This window comes from Methylobacter psychrophilus (assembly GCF_025583945.1).
Lineage (GTDB): Bacteria > Pseudomonadota > Gammaproteobacteria > Methylococcales > Methylomonadaceae > Methylobacter_C > Methylobacter_C psychrophilus.
The window spans coordinates 1-16,247 of record NZ_JAOEGU010000034.1 but is presented as its reverse complement, the minus strand read 5'-3'; the positions used below and the strand labels follow the sequence as shown (position 1 = coordinate 16,247).

The 16,247-nt window shown below is 42.5% G+C and carries 13 protein-coding genes; 5 read left to right on the top strand and 8 right to left on the bottom strand.

Annotated elements, in window-relative coordinates:
• Positions 1-12 precede the first annotated feature (12 nt).
• Together purH and purD are read left to right on the top strand one after the other, a co-directional pair.
• On the top strand, positions 13-1,572 hold the full coding sequence (gene purH, locus N7974_RS14400; protein ID WP_262966292.1) for a bifunctional phosphoribosylaminoimidazolecarboxamide formyltransferase/IMP cyclohydrolase: 1,560 nt from the start codon (positions 13-15) through the stop codon (positions 1,570-1,572).
• 528 nt (positions 1,573-2,100) lie between these two features.
• Entirely contained in the window at positions 2,101-3,378 is a 1,278-nt protein-coding gene (gene purD / locus N7974_RS14395; RefSeq protein ID WP_262966291.1) for a phosphoribosylamine--glycine ligase, read from the top strand.
• 90 nt (positions 3,379-3,468) lie between these two features.
• Here purD and N7974_RS14390 read toward each other — a convergent pair whose 3' ends face one another.
• Together N7974_RS14390 and N7974_RS14385 are read right to left on the bottom strand one after the other, a co-directional pair.
• A complete protein-coding gene (locus tag N7974_RS14390; protein ID WP_262966290.1) occupies positions 3,469-4,050 on the bottom strand; it encodes an alpha-ketoglutarate-dependent dioxygenase AlkB family protein in 582 nt (193 codons plus the stop codon).
• Between the two features lie 60 nt (positions 4,051-4,110).
• The gene (locus N7974_RS14385; protein ID WP_262966289.1) at positions 4,111-4,893 is read right to left on the bottom strand and encodes a methyltransferase domain-containing protein; all 783 of its coding nucleotides are present in this window, start codon (positions 4,891-4,893) and stop codon (positions 4,111-4,113) included.
• 252 nt (positions 4,894-5,145) lie between these two features.
• Between N7974_RS14385 and N7974_RS14380 the strand changes: the two genes are divergently transcribed.
• A complete protein-coding gene (locus tag N7974_RS14380; RefSeq protein WP_262966288.1) occupies positions 5,146-6,012 on the top strand; it encodes a PEP-CTERM/exosortase system-associated acyltransferase in 867 nt (288 codons plus the stop codon).
• Positions 6,013-6,469: 457 nt separating this feature from the next.
• On the opposite strand, the gene N7974_RS14375 is transcribed toward N7974_RS14380, so the two are convergent.
• The 6 genes from N7974_RS14375 to N7974_RS14350 all read right to left on the bottom strand — a co-directional run bounded on the left by N7974_RS14375 (position 6,470) and on the right by N7974_RS14350 (position 14,211).
• Positions 6,470-8,599: a TonB-dependent receptor plug domain-containing protein gene (locus tag N7974_RS14375; RefSeq protein WP_262966287.1), complete on the bottom strand. Its 2,130-nt coding sequence runs from the start codon at positions 8,597-8,599 to the stop codon at positions 6,470-6,472.
• A 2-nt stretch (positions 8,600-8,601) separates the two neighbouring features.
• The gene (locus N7974_RS14370; protein WP_262966286.1) at positions 8,602-10,995 is read right to left on the bottom strand and encodes an EAL domain-containing protein; all 2,394 of its coding nucleotides are present in this window, start codon (positions 10,993-10,995) and stop codon (positions 8,602-8,604) included.
• Entirely contained in the window at positions 10,992-11,513 is a 522-nt protein-coding gene (locus N7974_RS14365) for a YfiR family protein (protein WP_262966285.1), read from the bottom strand. Before N7974_RS14365 ends, N7974_RS14370 begins: the two co-directional genes overlap by 4 nt.
• 85 nt (positions 11,514-11,598) lie before the next feature.
• Positions 11,599-12,921, bottom strand: a complete 1,323-nt coding sequence (locus tag N7974_RS14360; RefSeq protein WP_262966284.1) for a M18 family aminopeptidase — start codon at positions 12,919-12,921, stop codon at positions 11,599-11,601.
• The gene (gene msrB, locus N7974_RS14355) at positions 12,918-13,316 is read right to left on the bottom strand and encodes a peptide-methionine (R)-S-oxide reductase MsrB (RefSeq protein WP_262966283.1); all 399 of its coding nucleotides are present in this window, start codon (positions 13,314-13,316) and stop codon (positions 12,918-12,920) included. Before msrB ends, N7974_RS14360 begins: the two co-directional genes overlap by 4 nt.
• Positions 13,317-13,419: 103 nt before the next feature.
• Positions 13,420-14,211: a sulfite exporter TauE/SafE family protein gene (locus N7974_RS14350; protein ID WP_262966282.1), complete on the bottom strand. Its 792-nt coding sequence runs from the start codon at positions 14,209-14,211 to the stop codon at positions 13,420-13,422.
• Positions 14,212-14,347: 136 nt separating this feature from the next.
• Between N7974_RS14350 and N7974_RS14345 the strand changes: the two genes are divergently transcribed.
• Together N7974_RS14345 and N7974_RS14340 are read left to right on the top strand one after the other, a co-directional pair.
• Positions 14,348-15,580, top strand: a complete 1,233-nt coding sequence (locus N7974_RS14345) for a multifunctional CCA addition/repair protein (RefSeq protein WP_262966281.1) — start codon at positions 14,348-14,350, stop codon at positions 15,578-15,580.
• 38 nt (positions 15,581-15,618) lie between these two features.
• The gene (locus tag N7974_RS14340) at positions 15,619-16,101 is read left to right on the top strand and encodes a YajQ family cyclic di-GMP-binding protein (RefSeq protein ID WP_262966280.1); all 483 of its coding nucleotides are present in this window, start codon (positions 15,619-15,621) and stop codon (positions 16,099-16,101) included.
• The last annotated feature ends 146 nt before the right edge of the window (positions 16,102-16,247 follow it).

The following is a 16,247-nucleotide window of genomic DNA, read 5'->3' as shown; positions in this document are numbered from 1 at the left end:
AAAAAGGTCTGCATGAACAAAAAAATCACTCGCGCCCTGATCAGCGTTTCTGATAAATCCGGTATCGTCGATTTTTGTCGCGAATTAAGCCAAATGGGCATTGAAATCCTGTCCACTGGCGGTACTGCCAAAACGTTGGCTGAACATAAAATACCGGTTACTGAAGTCTCTGATTACACGGGTTTTCCGGAAATGATGGATGGTCGTGTTAAAACCTTGCATCCCAAAGTTCATGGTGGAATTTTAGGCCGTCGGGGAATCGATGATGCGATTATGGCAGCTAACGGCATTAACCCTATTGATATGGTCGTCGTCAATCTATACCCGTTTGAACAAACGGTAGCCAACCCGGATTGTGATCTGGAAAAGGCTATCGAAAACATCGATATCGGCGGTCCTACCATGATCCGCGCCGCAGCTAAAAACCATGCCGACGTTGCCATCATTGTTCATCCATCCGACTACGCGGCAACTATCGCTGAACTTAAAAGTACTGATAACAGCCTGTCTGACCAGACTCGTTTTAATCTGGCGCTAAAAAGCTTTGAGCATACCGCACGTTACGACACGGCAATTGCCACTTATTTAGCTAACATCAACGGCAGCCAATTTCCGGAAACACTTAATTTACAGTTTTATCATAACCAAACCATGCGTTATGGAGAAAATCCTCATCAAAAAGCGGCTTTTTACCGGGAAAAATCCCCAGCATCAGGTACGATTGCTGCAGCCAGGCAACTTCAAGGCAAGGAATTATCCTACAACAATATTGCTGATGCCGATGCAGCGCTGGAATGTGTTAAATCCTTCACGGATAAACCGACTTGCGTTATCGTTAAACATGCAAACCCCTGTGGCGTAGCTGAAGCTGATGATATTTTTACTGCCTATGATAAAGCTTATGCAACAGATCCAACGTCTGCATTTGGCGGCATTATCGCTTTTAACCGGGAACTGGATGAGCAAACAGCCGCTGAAATTATCAAGCGTCAATTTGTCGAAGTAATTATTGCACCCACCATTAATCCGGCGGCAATAGCGGTTCTGGCCGGCAAACAAAATATTCGGGTATTGGCCTGTGGCGAATGGGGTGGCACTATCCAGTCTGCCCTTGATTTTAAACGTGTTGCCAGTGGTTTATTGGTTCAGGACAAGGATTTTGGCACAATCACCAGTGCCGATATTAAAATTGTCAGTCAACGCGTTCCGACTGAACAAGAGCTTGCCGATTTGTTATTTGCCTGGAAAGTTGCCAAGTTCGTCAAATCCAATGCCATCGTTTATTGCAAAAGTGGCCAGACCATCGGTGTCGGTGCAGGTCAAATGAGCAGGGTTTATTCGGCAAGAATTGCCGGTATTAAAGCCGCTGACGAAGGCTTGGTTGTTCAAGGTTCTGCAATGGCTTCAGACGCCTTCTTTCCTTTTAGAGATGGCATAGATGCCGCCGCAGAAGCCGGTATAACCGCTATTATTCAGCCCGGTGGTTCGATGCGTGACAACGAAGTGATTGCTGCCGCAGATGAACACAATATAGCCATGGTATTTACGGGTATGCGCCATTTTCGGCATTAAATTAAGCGTTGTAGGAGCGAGCCATGCCCGCGATGAAGAAGCTAAAACCAAATATTGCAGCCCAAATATCGCGGGCATGACCCGCTCCTACGGTGGTATTGTGCTTAACTTAATGGCAGTGACGCCCTGCGTACTTAATTAATTTAAGGCTCTAAACTCGCAAAATATAAACCGCCACAAATTCACAGAATAAACCCATGTATTGCCGCTTAAGCTGAAACACAGGCGAGACTAAATATTATTTATAGCCTGTGAATCTATGGCAACTGTGGCTACCCAATTTAAAGTAAGAGGATCTTACAGATAACATCCCTTGAAGGGATGGTATCTGCCCCGACTTAGGTGATTTCCTGAGAATAATATACCCAGCTTACTGGTCTTTTTATTCATTTACTGCGTTGTAAATAAACAAAAATCCTGTGCCACTTGGGTATATTAATTCTCGGATATCACCTTAAGTTGTTAATCCCAACTGTGAAAGGGGGATTTTTACAATTTACCTTACATCTACAATACGGAAACTATATTATGAAAATCCTCATCGTCGGTAGCGGTGGTCGTGAACACGCTCTCGCGTGGAAAGCCGAACAATCACCTAAAGTTAAAAAAGTATTTGTTGCACCCGGTAATCCGGGAAGCGCGCTTGAACCGGCTATTGAAAACGTCGCTATCGCCGTCGACGATATTTCAGGATTACTGGCCTTTGCCCAAAAAGAACAGATCGACTTGACGATTATCGGCCCGGAAATTCCTTTGGTGCTGGGTGTCGTTGACAGCTTTCAACAAGCCGGTTTACGCTGTTTTGGACCCTCTGCCAAAGCTGCGCAATTAGAAGGTTCCAAGACTTTTTGCAAAGATTTTATGATTCGTCATCATATCCCGACGGCCAGTTACCAATCATTTACCAATAAAGACCTGGCGATTGCCTACATCCGGCAACAAGGCGCACCGATTGTCGTTAAGGCCGATGGTTTGGCGGCAGGTAAAGGTGTTATTGTCGCACAAACCGAGCAAGAGGCTATCGGTGCGGTTGAAGACATGCTCTCCGGAAATGTCTATGGCGAAGCGGGCAACCGGGTGGTCATTGAAGAATTTCTGACTGGTGAAGAAGCCAGCTTTATTGTTATTGCCGATGGCAAACACGCCTTGCCTATGGCGACATCGCAAGATCACAAAGCCCGTGACAATGGTGATAAAGGCCCTAATACCGGCGGTATGGGCGCATACTCGCCAGCGCCGGTTGTTACCCCCGAAATTTATGACCGGGTTATGCGTGATGTCATTGAGCCGACTTTAAAAGGCATGGTTGACGATGGCCTGCCTTACACCGGCTTTCTTTACGCCGGTTTAATGATTTCAGCCGATGGCACGATTAAAGTACTGGAATATAACTGCCGCTTTGGTGATCCTGAAACACAACCGATTATGATGCGCATGAAAAGCGATCTGGTCGAACTTTGTGAGGCCGCCTTGGCCGGAGAACTCGATAAAACGACGACTGAATGGGATGAACGTGTCGCATTGGGCGTGGTTCTGGCTGCCGGTGGCTACCCGGATGATTATCAAAAAGGTGCCGTTATTTCGGGATTACCCACAGAAGAACAGGAAGACAGCAAAATATTTCATGCCGGCACTCGGCAAAGTGGCGATGATATCGTTACCGCTGGCGGACGTGTTTTATGCGCCTGTGCGCTGGGACAGGATATTAAAGAAGCGCAAACCAAAGCCTATGAGCTTGCCAATAAAATCCACTGGAATGACATCTATTACCGCACAGATATTGGCTTTAAAGCGATAAAAGACTAATAACAAGTTCCACGAAAGACACGAAAAGTACGAAAATTTTTACTTATATTTTTCGTGTCTTTCGTACTTTTCGTAGACAATAAAAAATACTTAATCAACCAGAATGTTGCGAAACGTCAAGTTGATTCGTGGTGTTTTAAATTTTCGGGTTTTAGGCAGCGAATGCACCCAGTGATGCTGAAGAGTACCCGCCATCACCAACAAATCGCCATGACCCAGAATAATATCGACGGTTTCTTTACTTTTTTTATGATGCAATTTAAACAAGCGCCCATCACCCAGGCTTAACGAGGCAATCAGCGGATTGTGTCCCAGCTCCTTTTCATCGTCGGCATGACACCCCATCGAGTCTTTACCATTGCGGTACAGATTGGCCAAAACGCTATTAAAAGCACACCCGCATTGCTGCCCTAATTTTGCCCTGACTGACTGTAATGCTTCATTCCAAGGCTTGGGTTGATGATTAACCCCTGAATACTGATAGCAAGCATCGGGATCACCATACCAGCACATCAAACGGGGAACTTTAACCCGTTTTCCAAAAATAAAAATAGTTTCTTCCTGCCAAGCCAAACCGGTTTCAAATGCTGTAAATAACTGATCAGATTCCGGCAACGAATAAAACTGTTTAAACAGATAAAGCTCGCCATCAAAAGGGGCAAGGTTTTTCATAATGTTGTTAATTATTTTTAACTTTTAAGAAAATTATATCTATCGTCAATAATAGTAAATTCAAGACTTACGCCCGGCAAGCATCATGATGTTTACACTACTAAAATAGGTATCGTCTGAATCCGCTTGTTCAAGACCAGTCTGCCAGTGTTTAAGTTCTTCAGCGGTAATAACGCCTGCCTTAAGCGCTGCCTGTTCAATTCTTTCTGCCTGCATTCCGTGACGCGCCACCGTATAACTGGGTGTCGCAACAGGAAATACTTCAAAGGAAATATCCACCAGATTTTGTTGTTTAAACAAGCGGTATAATTTTCGCCCTGAGTAACCATTATGCAAAAAGGACTCGGCCGTAAATCGAGTCAGGCGACGTTCAATATCGGTGTCATCAGTATCCGTAGATAAGCTCCCCCAATCGGTATCCAAAACCACCACCCATCCACCGGGTTTTGTTACCCTGACCATTTCAGATAGCGCTTGCTCAGGATAATGTAAATGCTGAAACAACCGCTCGCTACGGCAAGAATCGAAATAATCCTTTGCAAACGGCAGCGATATGGCATTAATACATTGATGGCTAACCCAAGCACTAACACCTGCTTGCTCAGCGCGTTGCTCAGCTTCGTCTATCATAGCCGCATCGTAATCCGCACCGATGACAATACCGTTAGCACCCACCAAGGGTGCTAACGGTATTGTGTCAGTACCGGGCCCACAGCCCAAATCCAGCACTTTATGACCCAACTCGATTTGCATCAAAGTATAGGAATTTTGCTTAATGTCATTGAGATGATTGCCAATGACACGGAGAAATTCCGGATCGACATAACCTTTGGGTTGTGACATTTTTATCCTTAGCCATTTATGTATCGTATAACGATTGCTTTAAAACCTGTCTACCAGCAGTAACAAGCTTTAACAAGACTGTAGAGTATATCTCAGCAAACAATTCTTTGTTTTTGTTTATGGGTTTACTGTGATATTTTTCTTATCTGAACAAGCTGGCGTAATAATTTATTATCGATAGCATCATAATTTTTTTGTACAAAAAATCTGGCTGATTAGTCTTTTTATCATCTCGCTTATTGATTACTTCTATTGGTAATTTTTAAATCGTATACTGTCATCAACACTTTTTCTAAACTATCCCAAAAATCTGTGAAATTAGATACTTATAGCATTCCCCCGCTTCAATTAAGAGACGAGCCTTTAGCTAATAATAGTATTGAGGCTTTTAATGGCTATTTTGAGATGGTGCCAGCGCTTTCTGATGCACTTAAACATGAAGTGTATAAACTGCGTTATCAAGTATATTGCATTGAAAATAGCTTTGAAAATCCTGATGATTATCCTGATAACCTGGAATTTGACGAATTTGACGAGCACTCGGTTCATTACCTGATTCGTCACCGCAAGTCTGGCGAATACGCCGCAACCGTACGGCTTATCCTTCCTGATGCCAATAACCCGGACAAACTATTTCCTCTAGAAATCCATTGTGAAATTGATAATATTGCCATGATGCAACTTATTGATAGACAGCATCTGGGAGAAGTATCGCGGCTTTGTGTGTCTAAAGCATTTAGAAAAAGAAAAAATGATCCGCAGGCTTTAGTCACTAATGATTCTGATCCGCAGGATTTTTTTTCGCTCGACGAGAGACGTACTTTCTCCCTGATTAGTGTCGCTTTAATTGCTTGCACCGTAAAAGCAAGCTATGAAAACCAAATTCACTATTCATATGGCTCTATGGAGCCGCCGTGGTTTCGTCTAGTGTCAGCACTAGGCATCAATTTTAAAAAAATTGGTCCACTGGTGGATTATCATGGCGAACGCTGGCCGGCTATAATAAAAGTAACCGATATGATTGATTCCGTCGCTAAAAAAAATCCGGATATATGGCACTTACTCACGAATAACGGCGCTTTTTTACAAGCCAAGCATTATAACTCACAGCAATACTAATTAATCAATTAGCCAAATTAGGCCAGCAATTCTCATTATGGAAAGATAAATAAAATCAAATAGATAGCGGTTAGGCTTTGAAAGTACGTGTGTATTCTACCGCAATACTTGCAAAGTAATCGAAGAGCCGAATTGGTAATAATATTAGCATCCCTGTTTTATAAGGCTTTACAGCATCGGTGAAAAACAGGATTCTGTAGGATTTAAAAAAAGTTTGTAAATTTAAATCATAACATTATGATTTAAAAGTATTTTCCATAATGAGAATTGCTGCAAATTAGGCTTGGGAAGCGACATACTTTAGCCGTCCTTGCAAATTTTTTATACTGCTTAAGCTGTTCATTCTTTAACGTAGATCAACACGAACTAATCAGGCTTTTATCGTATCACTCACATATTGGCTATGATTGAAAATGCATGAGCAAAGGTCAGGAAAACTCAAATTAAAGCAACAAGATCAGAAGGCATCAAAATTAATTGACGCTTCGAGATAAAAGCTTCTTCCCTGCATCGGCAGCGTTGCAGGCAATGATATAAATGTTGGTTCATAATATTGCGCATCGAGCGCATTACGTAAAGACGCCGCCAGATTGAGATGGCCAAACAGCTTTTGACCTCGCAACGTGAAGTCGATGGTTTCATAATCGCTCAACTGCTGATTGACATTGCCCGTTCTACTACCGATCCAGTTAAGCTGGGGTTGTAATTGCCACTGGGGCAAAAATTTCCAAACCAGCGCCACATAAAGATGCTGTGCAGGCACGCCAATCACACTACTTTTGGTTGTCTCGTTAATGGCATGTTGCCAGGCATAATTACCTTTTACATTCCATTGCTCATTCCATTGCCAATTAGCTTCAACCTCTGATCCATAGCCGTTTTGATTACCACTATTCTGATAGTTGCTTGCAACTGTACCTAAATTAGCTACTTGTGCTATCAGATTACTAATCTGATAATAATAAACATTGGCTGAAGTGCTCAGTGATGATATTGGACGGTAATTTAAAGCCCATTCATAAGTATTGATGGTTTCTGGTTTTAAATCGGGGTTACCTGCCACAACCGGGCTATTCTGGGTATAGAGCTCTAAAAAAGTGGGCGCTCTAAAGGCTTTGCCATACATCAACTTACTGGTGAGTTGTTTGTTAATGTCCCAAACCAAAGCGGCACGCGGGTTAAAAGTTCCGCCAAAATCGGAATAATGATCATAACGCAGACCTGCGGTCAACTGCCAATCAGCGGCAAGCTGCCATTCATCCTGCGCGACCAAAGAGCCGATAGTCCGATGTGTATCCGGCAAATAAACATAGGGCGTACCGGTTACATTGACTAATGCACCACCAATACCATTCTGAACACCATATCCGAAATTACTACTTTGATTTGTAGCCATTTTTTCATATCGAAATGCGGTGCTAAAACGCAGGATATGCTTGTCCAGTCCTTTGTAAATTGAGCCCAATTCCAGCGAGGGAATTGTCTCTTTTCGTCCTAGATCAGTATTAACACCATTAGGAAATACAACCAATGCACTGCTACCAGAGGCATTAATATTACCGTTAGAGCCTATAGGTAACTCGGCATTATTTGGGAAAGCGTGTGTTTGAGCCTGAAAATCAGCTTGCTGATAGCTGGCATGAGCCGTCAGTTCCCAGTTATCCAGCCAGTCTTCAGTCGAAAACCGCACATCACCTAAAAATTGTTGACCGTTGGCGTTACCATTCGGATCCAAGGCACCGACAAGCCCTGCACGAGTACCGCCATTGGTATTAAATGCCCAAAAACCGATATCCCAATGTTTGCGCTGTAAATTAAGATGTCCGTTGTAGGTTTCATAATTGGTATTCATAGGCCCCGGAGCCAAAGAGGCATGAGTTCCAAACGCATTATCAAAACCGGTTTGAGCATCGGCAGTCACAATGCGTCCCTGATCGCCATCGTTACGCTGATATTGCAGACTGGTGGCAATATCCCAACCGGCCCATTCAGCGCTCTGCTGCCCCCAGCCGCTCTGAGTACCATGATCGCCGGCACGTACTCCCAATACCGAGCCGTTGATATCTTTGGCTTTTTTGGTAATGATATTGATAACACCGGCAAAAGCATCTGCGCCATACAAAGCAGAGCCTGGCCCCCTAATCACTTCCACGCGCTGAATAGCCTCAAGAGGCATCTCCGTACCGGTCATTAATGTACCACCGGAAGGCGTAGTAATCCGGGTACCGTTTAACAGTATCAAAACCTCCGAGTTGGTCGAATTGGCGATACCACGTATGCTGTAGTTATAATCATAGGAATTGGGTTGGAGACTGGCATGGACGCCGGGGATGGTTTCCAACACCTCATGCAGTTCGGTTGCACCCATGGATTTAATTTGCTCGGCGGTCACCACACTGGTCGATGCCGCAGATTGAAAAACCGGTGTTGGTGTGCCGGTAGCAATAGTCACCGGCGTTGCCGCCAGTTGTGCCGGCGACATAGCAAAAAAATCCTCCACACTCTCTTCAGCAGCAGCGGCTATACCTGAACTCAGGTAGCTAATAAAAGCCAGGCGTTTCATATAAAAAATAATTTTAACCTTCATACTCATACCGGTGTAAAAGGCTTTATCAAAATAAGTTCATCCAGAGGCACCGGCTTACTGATACCATAGCCTTGGGCATAATCAACACCCAGTTCCTTAAGCAGGTTGAAGATTTTTTCATTTTCGACAAATTCAGCAATGGTCTTTTTACCCATAATATGTCCGACTTCATTAATGGCTCTCACCATGGCCAAATCAACTTCATCGTCGACAATATCTTTAACAAATAAACCGTCAATTTTAAGAAAATCGACCGGCAGGTTTTTTAAATAAGCAAACGAAGACAAACCGCTACCAAAATCATCCAGTGAGAATAAAGATCCCCCCTCCCTTAAATGATTGATAAAGTTAGTGGCACTTGATAAATTGGCAATGGCAGCGGTTTCTGTTATCTCAAAACAGATTTTATGAGTTGGTATGGCCCACAAGCTAAATTGTTCGGTAATAAACTTCAGCATGATATCATCCGATAGCGAGACACCAGACAAATTAACCGAGCAAAGCGACAAATTTTCCAAAAAATCAGGCTTGTTGGCGAGCCACTCAAATAGATGACTAATAACCCATCGATCCAGTGCAGAGGCCATATTATAACGTTCGGCAGCCGGCAAAAATGCGCCAGGCGGAATAATAAAGCCGTTATCATCGCGATAACGAACCAACGTTTCAAAGTGCATCTTTTCTTCATTATCGGCAATTGAAACTATCGGTTGCCCATAAAGACAAAAGCTGTTTTTTTCGAGGCCCCGCTGTATTTTTGATACCCATTGCATTTCCCCATGCCGTTGCGCTAATTCTTCATCATCAGGCAAGAAAATATGCACCCGATTTCTGCCTCTGTCTTTTGCGGCATAACAGGCAGAATCGGCCTCTTTAAGAAGATCTACAGCATTACTACTCGTGGCGTTAATCGATGAAATACCAATACTGACACCGACTTTAAAACTTCTGTCTTCCCAACAAAATTGAAAATCGTTAATTATATCGCGTATTTTTTCGCAGGCTTGAAACGCTTGTCCCAACGAACATTGATACATTAATAAACCAAACTCATCACCACCCAAACGCGCTATAAAATCATTTTTACGTAAATTCTTTCTTAACACGTCGCCTAATTGCCTGAGCAACTCATCACCGGCAAGATGCCCACAGGTATCGTTAACGACTTTAAATTGATCCAGATCCAGATAACACAAAACATTTTCAGAACCGTCGGCACGCAAGGCAACCAATTGATTGATACGTTTATCAAATTCACTGCGATTTGCCAGCCCGGTCAAGGCATCATGACTGGCCTGAAAAATAATTGTCTCAGTCAAATCGTGAGCTTCGGTTACATCTTCAAAAACCACCAATAAACTACATTGCTGATTTTCATTGTCAACCAGCTTGGCGGTTGCCTTAACCCAAATAAAGCGTTTATCGTAACAAACCAGCTTAAATTCCTGTTTATGTATGGATAAGGGATTCATCAGGCAATCTTCAACCAAAGCGTGCATTATTGGTAAATCATCTGAATGCATAAAATGAAAAATCGAACGACCATGCAAATCATCAACAATCAAACCCAGCTGTTTGGCACCGGTACGGTTAACCGATAAGATAAGGCCGGATTTGGAGATATTAAATAACATCGTAGGGTTATCATCATAAAGAGCCAGATAACGATCTTTAGCCCATGTCAGAGACTGATTTTGGGCTTCAACGGTACCAATCAAAGCATTGAAGGCATCAACCAAAACACCCACTTCATCATTATTGACTTTAACAGCACGCAACGAATAATCTTTGCTATCACTGATTTCTGTGACGGTATCCAGCAGTTTTTTGATGGGTATTGAAATAAGCCGTAACAACGGTGTTGTTAAAAAGAAGGTCAATGTTGTTACACTAACCAAGACAAAAAACAGCAATCCGGTAAATTGTATTTTTCGCCAATATGGCTCAACCAAATTAGCATAAATATAAACAGTACCCAGTATTTCGGTATTATCTTTAATCGGCTGGACTATAGATAAATTAGCGGCATTAAAGCGAGACTTTTCACTTTCAATAAATAGCGGACATTTAAAGTTTTCATCGTTATTTTTCGATACCTTGACAAAAACACTGCCTCGCCCATCATAAAGACAGGCAACTTGCACATAGGGTAAGCTATTAAGTACGCCCAAATTCTCTTTGGCCAAATCTGTGTCATGAAACAGCAATGCAGCGGTACTACGGTTACCTATAATGGTTGCCAGCGTTAACAAATCATCACGGGTATTTTTTTGAAATTCTGAAATTTCAAGCAACACCAAGAATAAACTGGCAAATAATAACGAGATAACGCTAGGAAAAACCAACGTCAGCAATAACTTGCGTCTTATCGACAGATTCTCAATAGATTTAATCATTCAGCCCCCTTGACGACATCAGCGACCTCTAATAATTTTGCGCTGATTTTCAAGCCGCTTCGGGTTATCATTTCCAAATTAATTTGTAATTTTATTTTACCCTGCCGGTTAACAAAGCCAATCATTCCGCCTTGATCTATAAACTGTTCACTTTCGCCCACTACCAAGGTGTCATTGAAATTTCGGAGATGGAGGCCCTCTTTAATAGAGGAACTTATATAAAGAATATGGCAGTGCGGCTGCTTATCCATACTTTTAAAGCTATCAAATCTAAATACTTTAATAACTCGCTCCATTACTGATAATTTTTCAATGGGATCAATTAGTTCAGCGAAAGGATCGTCCCCCAAAACACACAGATTAAACGTTTTGGAATTATCGACAGTCCAAGTTATAAATTTGGTAAAGTTGTACAAATAACCGGCCCTTACCTTATATTCAACCACAGCATCGTCTGCCAAAAGTACCGGCAAAAACGCTATACAAACCAAAGCAAAAAATACTCTGATAACTGTCATTGCTTAAGTTTACTTAGCTTGTTAAAAGTAGGGAGTGGTAAATTAATTCTGTTGCCTTTGTGTTGAATTATTGAAAATGCTGATTTTAATCTAAATTGGCCAAATTAACATCATCAAAAAACTTTCTCATCACTTTTATCATATAACCATGATCCAATACCCCGGCGCTTTCCCGGATACTGTGCATGGCCCATAGTGGATTACCAACATCGACTGAACGAATACCCAATCTGGCTGATGTTATCGGCCCAATAGTACTGCCACAAGCCAAATCGTTACGATGAGAGTATTTTTGATAAGGTACGCCTGCTTGCTCACACCAATCAGCAAACATGGCTTGTGAAATATTTTCGGTGCTGTACCGATGATTAACGTTAACTTTAATGACCGGTCCTTTATTGACGGTTACTTTATGATCAGGATCGTAGGCTAAAGGGAAATTAGGGTGATAGCCATGTGCCATATCGGCACTAACCATAAAACTTTTCGCCAAGGCTCTGGCAAAATCTTCTCTATTATTTTCAGACCCTAAAGCAATACGCTCAAGCACATCAGCAAGAAAGCTGCCATCGGCACCTTTATTACTTTCACTGCCAATTTCTTCATGATCAAAGAACGCACAAACCAGGGTGTTATCATTATCCAACACCGAATCATCCAGCAATGCTTGCAAAGCAGCATGACAAGAGGCCAAATTATCCAGTTGGCTATCGGCATAAAACTCGTTTTCGGCACCCCAAAAGACGCCTTTTTGCGTATCATACGCCGCCAGATCCCAGGATAAAATACGCTCGGCATCACAACCTGATTGCTGCTGGATGAGCTCTGAGAAATAAGCTTGGGGCAAGCATTCTTCAGCCAATGTTGATAAGATTAAAGGTAGTTCATTCTGCTTATGCAGCTTTAAGCCTTCTTCATTAACCGCCCTGTTCATATGAATGGCCAGATTGGGTAAGCGTAACAAAGGCCTTTCAAAATTTACCAATAAACTAACAATAACATTTTGATTATTTTTATAACTGATCCGTCCGGCAAGACTCAAATCCCGATCGGTAAATGTGGCAATAATGGGCCCACCATAAACTTCAACTCCCAACCGTAATAAACCATCCAGACCACTGGCAGCATTCGGTTTTATTCTTAAACCCGGGGAATCAGTATGTGCGCCGATTATTTTAAATCCCGTGTCAACCAACGGTCTTTGGCCTTGCACAAAAATAATAATCGAGGAATCATCACGGATAACATAATATCGTCCGCCTGGCTGTAATTGCCACTTGACGGTTTCATTGAGTTTTACAAACTGAAAAGCCAAAAGTTGAGTTTCCACACTTTTAACCGCATGCCAGGGACTGGGACTGGCATCAATAAAATCCAGTAAGTTTTGTACCTGTTGCCGGGCGCTCACGTTTTTTCTTTTAAATCAAGCGACGCGGAATTAATGCAATAACGTAGACCAGTGGGCTCAGGACCATCTTCAAACACATGCCCCAAATGCGCATGACAGACTTTACAGATCACTTCAACCCGACGCATCCCATGACTGACATCAACATGTTCGGTCACACTACCTTCCGGTAAATCGGTCCAGAAACTTGGCCAACCTGAACCTGAGTCAAATTTTGCCTCCGAATCAAACAAGGGACTACCGCAACAAATACAATGATAAATACCGATCTTTTTACAATCGTTATATTTTCCTGTAAAAGGTGCCTCGGTGCCTTTTAAGCGACAAATACTAAATTGTTCCGGCGTTAACTTATCCGCCCACTCATCATTATTGGTGTGTTTTTTATCTGTCATGGTTATACATGTCCCCCTACGATGCAAAGCGTTCATTGTACGCGATGACAACAGCATCGCCAAAAGTTGAACGACATGACCACTATCAACTATTTTTAGTTTTTTAATACCACATTAACTTTGCCGCCATGACAAAAAGGAGTAATGAAAAGTAACGTTTTAATTTTGCTGCCGGCAACTTGTGAGCCAACTTGGCTCCTATGGGTGCTGTAGCGATACTGCTTAACCCGGTACCGACAAAAACAGGTAAATACACATAGCCTAAACTCCATTCGGGTAGATCCAAGGTATTCCAGCCCAAAATTGCGTAACTGACCGTGCCGGCGATCGCTATCGGTAATCCACAGGCACTCGATACTGCCACGGCATTACGCATAAGCATTTGACCTCGCACCAGATACGGTACAGTTAACGTACCACCACCGATACCAACAATGGACGACAATAAACCAATAGCGTTTGCCACCAAAAAATCCAAAATCCTGGATTGCTTTATCTGATCAGATTTTGGCTTTATTTGAAAAGCCATTTGTATCGCAACATATAATAAAAAAACCACCAAAATAATCCGTAAAGTGTCAGTATTTATATGTTTGGCAATGACGGCTCCAACCGCTGCACCGATAATAATCCCGGGGCTTAAAGAGAACACTTTAACCCACACCACTGATCCCAAGCGATGATGGGCTGAAATAGAGGCAATTGCCGTTAAAATAATGGACGCTAAAGAAGTAGCTACCGCCATCAACATTATCAACTCTGCCGGAAAACCTTGAGCCGTAAACAAAATAATCAGAACCGGTACAATAACCAAGCCCCCCCCGATACCAAATAATCCAGCCAATAATCCTGTGACCATACCTAATAAAATACTTACCAAAAAAATTTCTATCACAATGCACCTGACTTATTAATAACCAATATCAAACTCTATTCATTGAGTAACCTGCCGTTTAGCCTTACTTATGAAACTTTTTTGGGTAAGCTTGTGCTATTCTAGGTTGAATAGACAAACAACTTATAATAAATTCATGGAAACATACCTTGTTGGCGGTGCAGTTCGCGATCAGTTACTTGGGCTTCCAGTCACAGAAAGAGACTGGGTAGTGATTGGTGAAACGCCAGCATCAATGATAAAACAAGGATTTAAACCGGTTGGAAAAGATTTTCCGGTATTTTTACACCCGCAAAGTCATGATGAATATGCGTTGGCCAGAACAGAACGAAAAACCGCACCCGGTTATAAAGGTTTTGCCGTGCATGCCTCCCCTGAAGTCAGCCTGGAACAGGATTTAATCCGTCGTGACCTGACTATCAATGCCATAGCAATGACGCCAAAAGGCGAACTTATTGATCCTTACGGAGGCCAACAAGATATCAAAAATAAAATTTTTCGACATATTTCACCCGCTTTCGCTGAAGATCCTGTGCGCATCCTCCGTGTCGCACGTTTTGCAGCACGCTACGGACATCTGGGTTTTACGCTCGCTGAAGAAACCAGAGAACTTATGCAAGCTATGGTCGCAGCAGGTGAAGTCGATTACCTTGTGCCTGAACGGGTTTGGGCTGAATTATATAAGGTACTCAAAGAACAATCGCCCTCGGCATTTTTTTATACCTTAAAAAGCTGTACGGCATTGGCAATAATCTTCCCGGAAATAAGTTGCCTGTTTGGTGTACCACAACCGGAAAAATATCATCCTGAAATTGATACCGGTCTCCACAGTATGCTGTGTCTGGAACAGGCCGTTCAATTGTCAACCAGTCCTGAAGTCAGATTTGCAGCTTTGGTCCACGATCTGGGCAAAGGCATCACGCCACCGGAAAACTGGCCACATCATTATGGTCATGAAAAAATTGGCTTGCCCATTCTGGAAAAACTATGTGGCCGCTTACGTGTACCTAATGCGTTTAAAGCATTAGCCATGCACGTCATGCAATATCATACCCATTGCCATAAAGTATTTGAAATACGCGCAGCAACCTTAACTGATGTTTTAAATATATTAGGCGCGTTTAAATCCAACAATACGCTAAATGAATTTTTACTGGCTTGCGAAGCTGATGCCAAAGGCAGAACCGGACTTGAACAAACTCCCTACCCTCAGGCAGAACTGATAAAGCTGGCCGCGAAATCAGCTGCCTCTGTAGACACCTCGGCTATTTTAAACAGTGAACTTAAAGGCCCACAAATCGGCACAGCAATTCGTCGTTTACGCATTAAAGTCGTTGCCGAGGTTATCAATACATTTAAAGCACTGTAAAATACCTGTAACTTTTAACCAACCTTGAACTGAACGCCATGCCTTCCTTTGATATTATTTCCGAATTTGATACCCACGAAGTTAAAAACGCTATCGACCAGGCCAATAAAGAAGTTGCCACCCGTTTTGATTTTAAAGGCACAAATTCATCCATTGAACTGACTGATGACAAGCTGATCATGATTTCTGAATCAACCTTTCAGTTACAACAAATATTCAGTGTAGTCTGTACAAAACTCAGTCGACGCGGCGTTGACGTGGGCTGTATGGACGTTGGTGATGCCAAGGGCAGCGGCAAAATGATGCGCCAGGAAATCACCTTAAAGCAAGGCCTTGAGAGCGTGCTGGCAAAAAAAATAGTTAAATTAATTAAAGATAAAAAACTCAAAGTGCAAGCGGCCATTCAAGGCGATAAAGTCAGAGTGACCGGAAAAAAACGCGATGACCTGCAAGAGGTTATTCAAATGCTAAAAGATGAAAAACTGGAAATGCCGCTGCAATACGATAATTTCAGGGATTAATGACCCAAGCCGGATAATCTTTTACTCGATGTTCAAGTTTTTAAGCTTAGAAAAACAGCAGGAAAACGAGTAAGCCAATCAGTGTTAGAATTGGACGTATTTCAACAGCATGTTGATGCACGAACCTGCGCACTTTATAAAAAGTT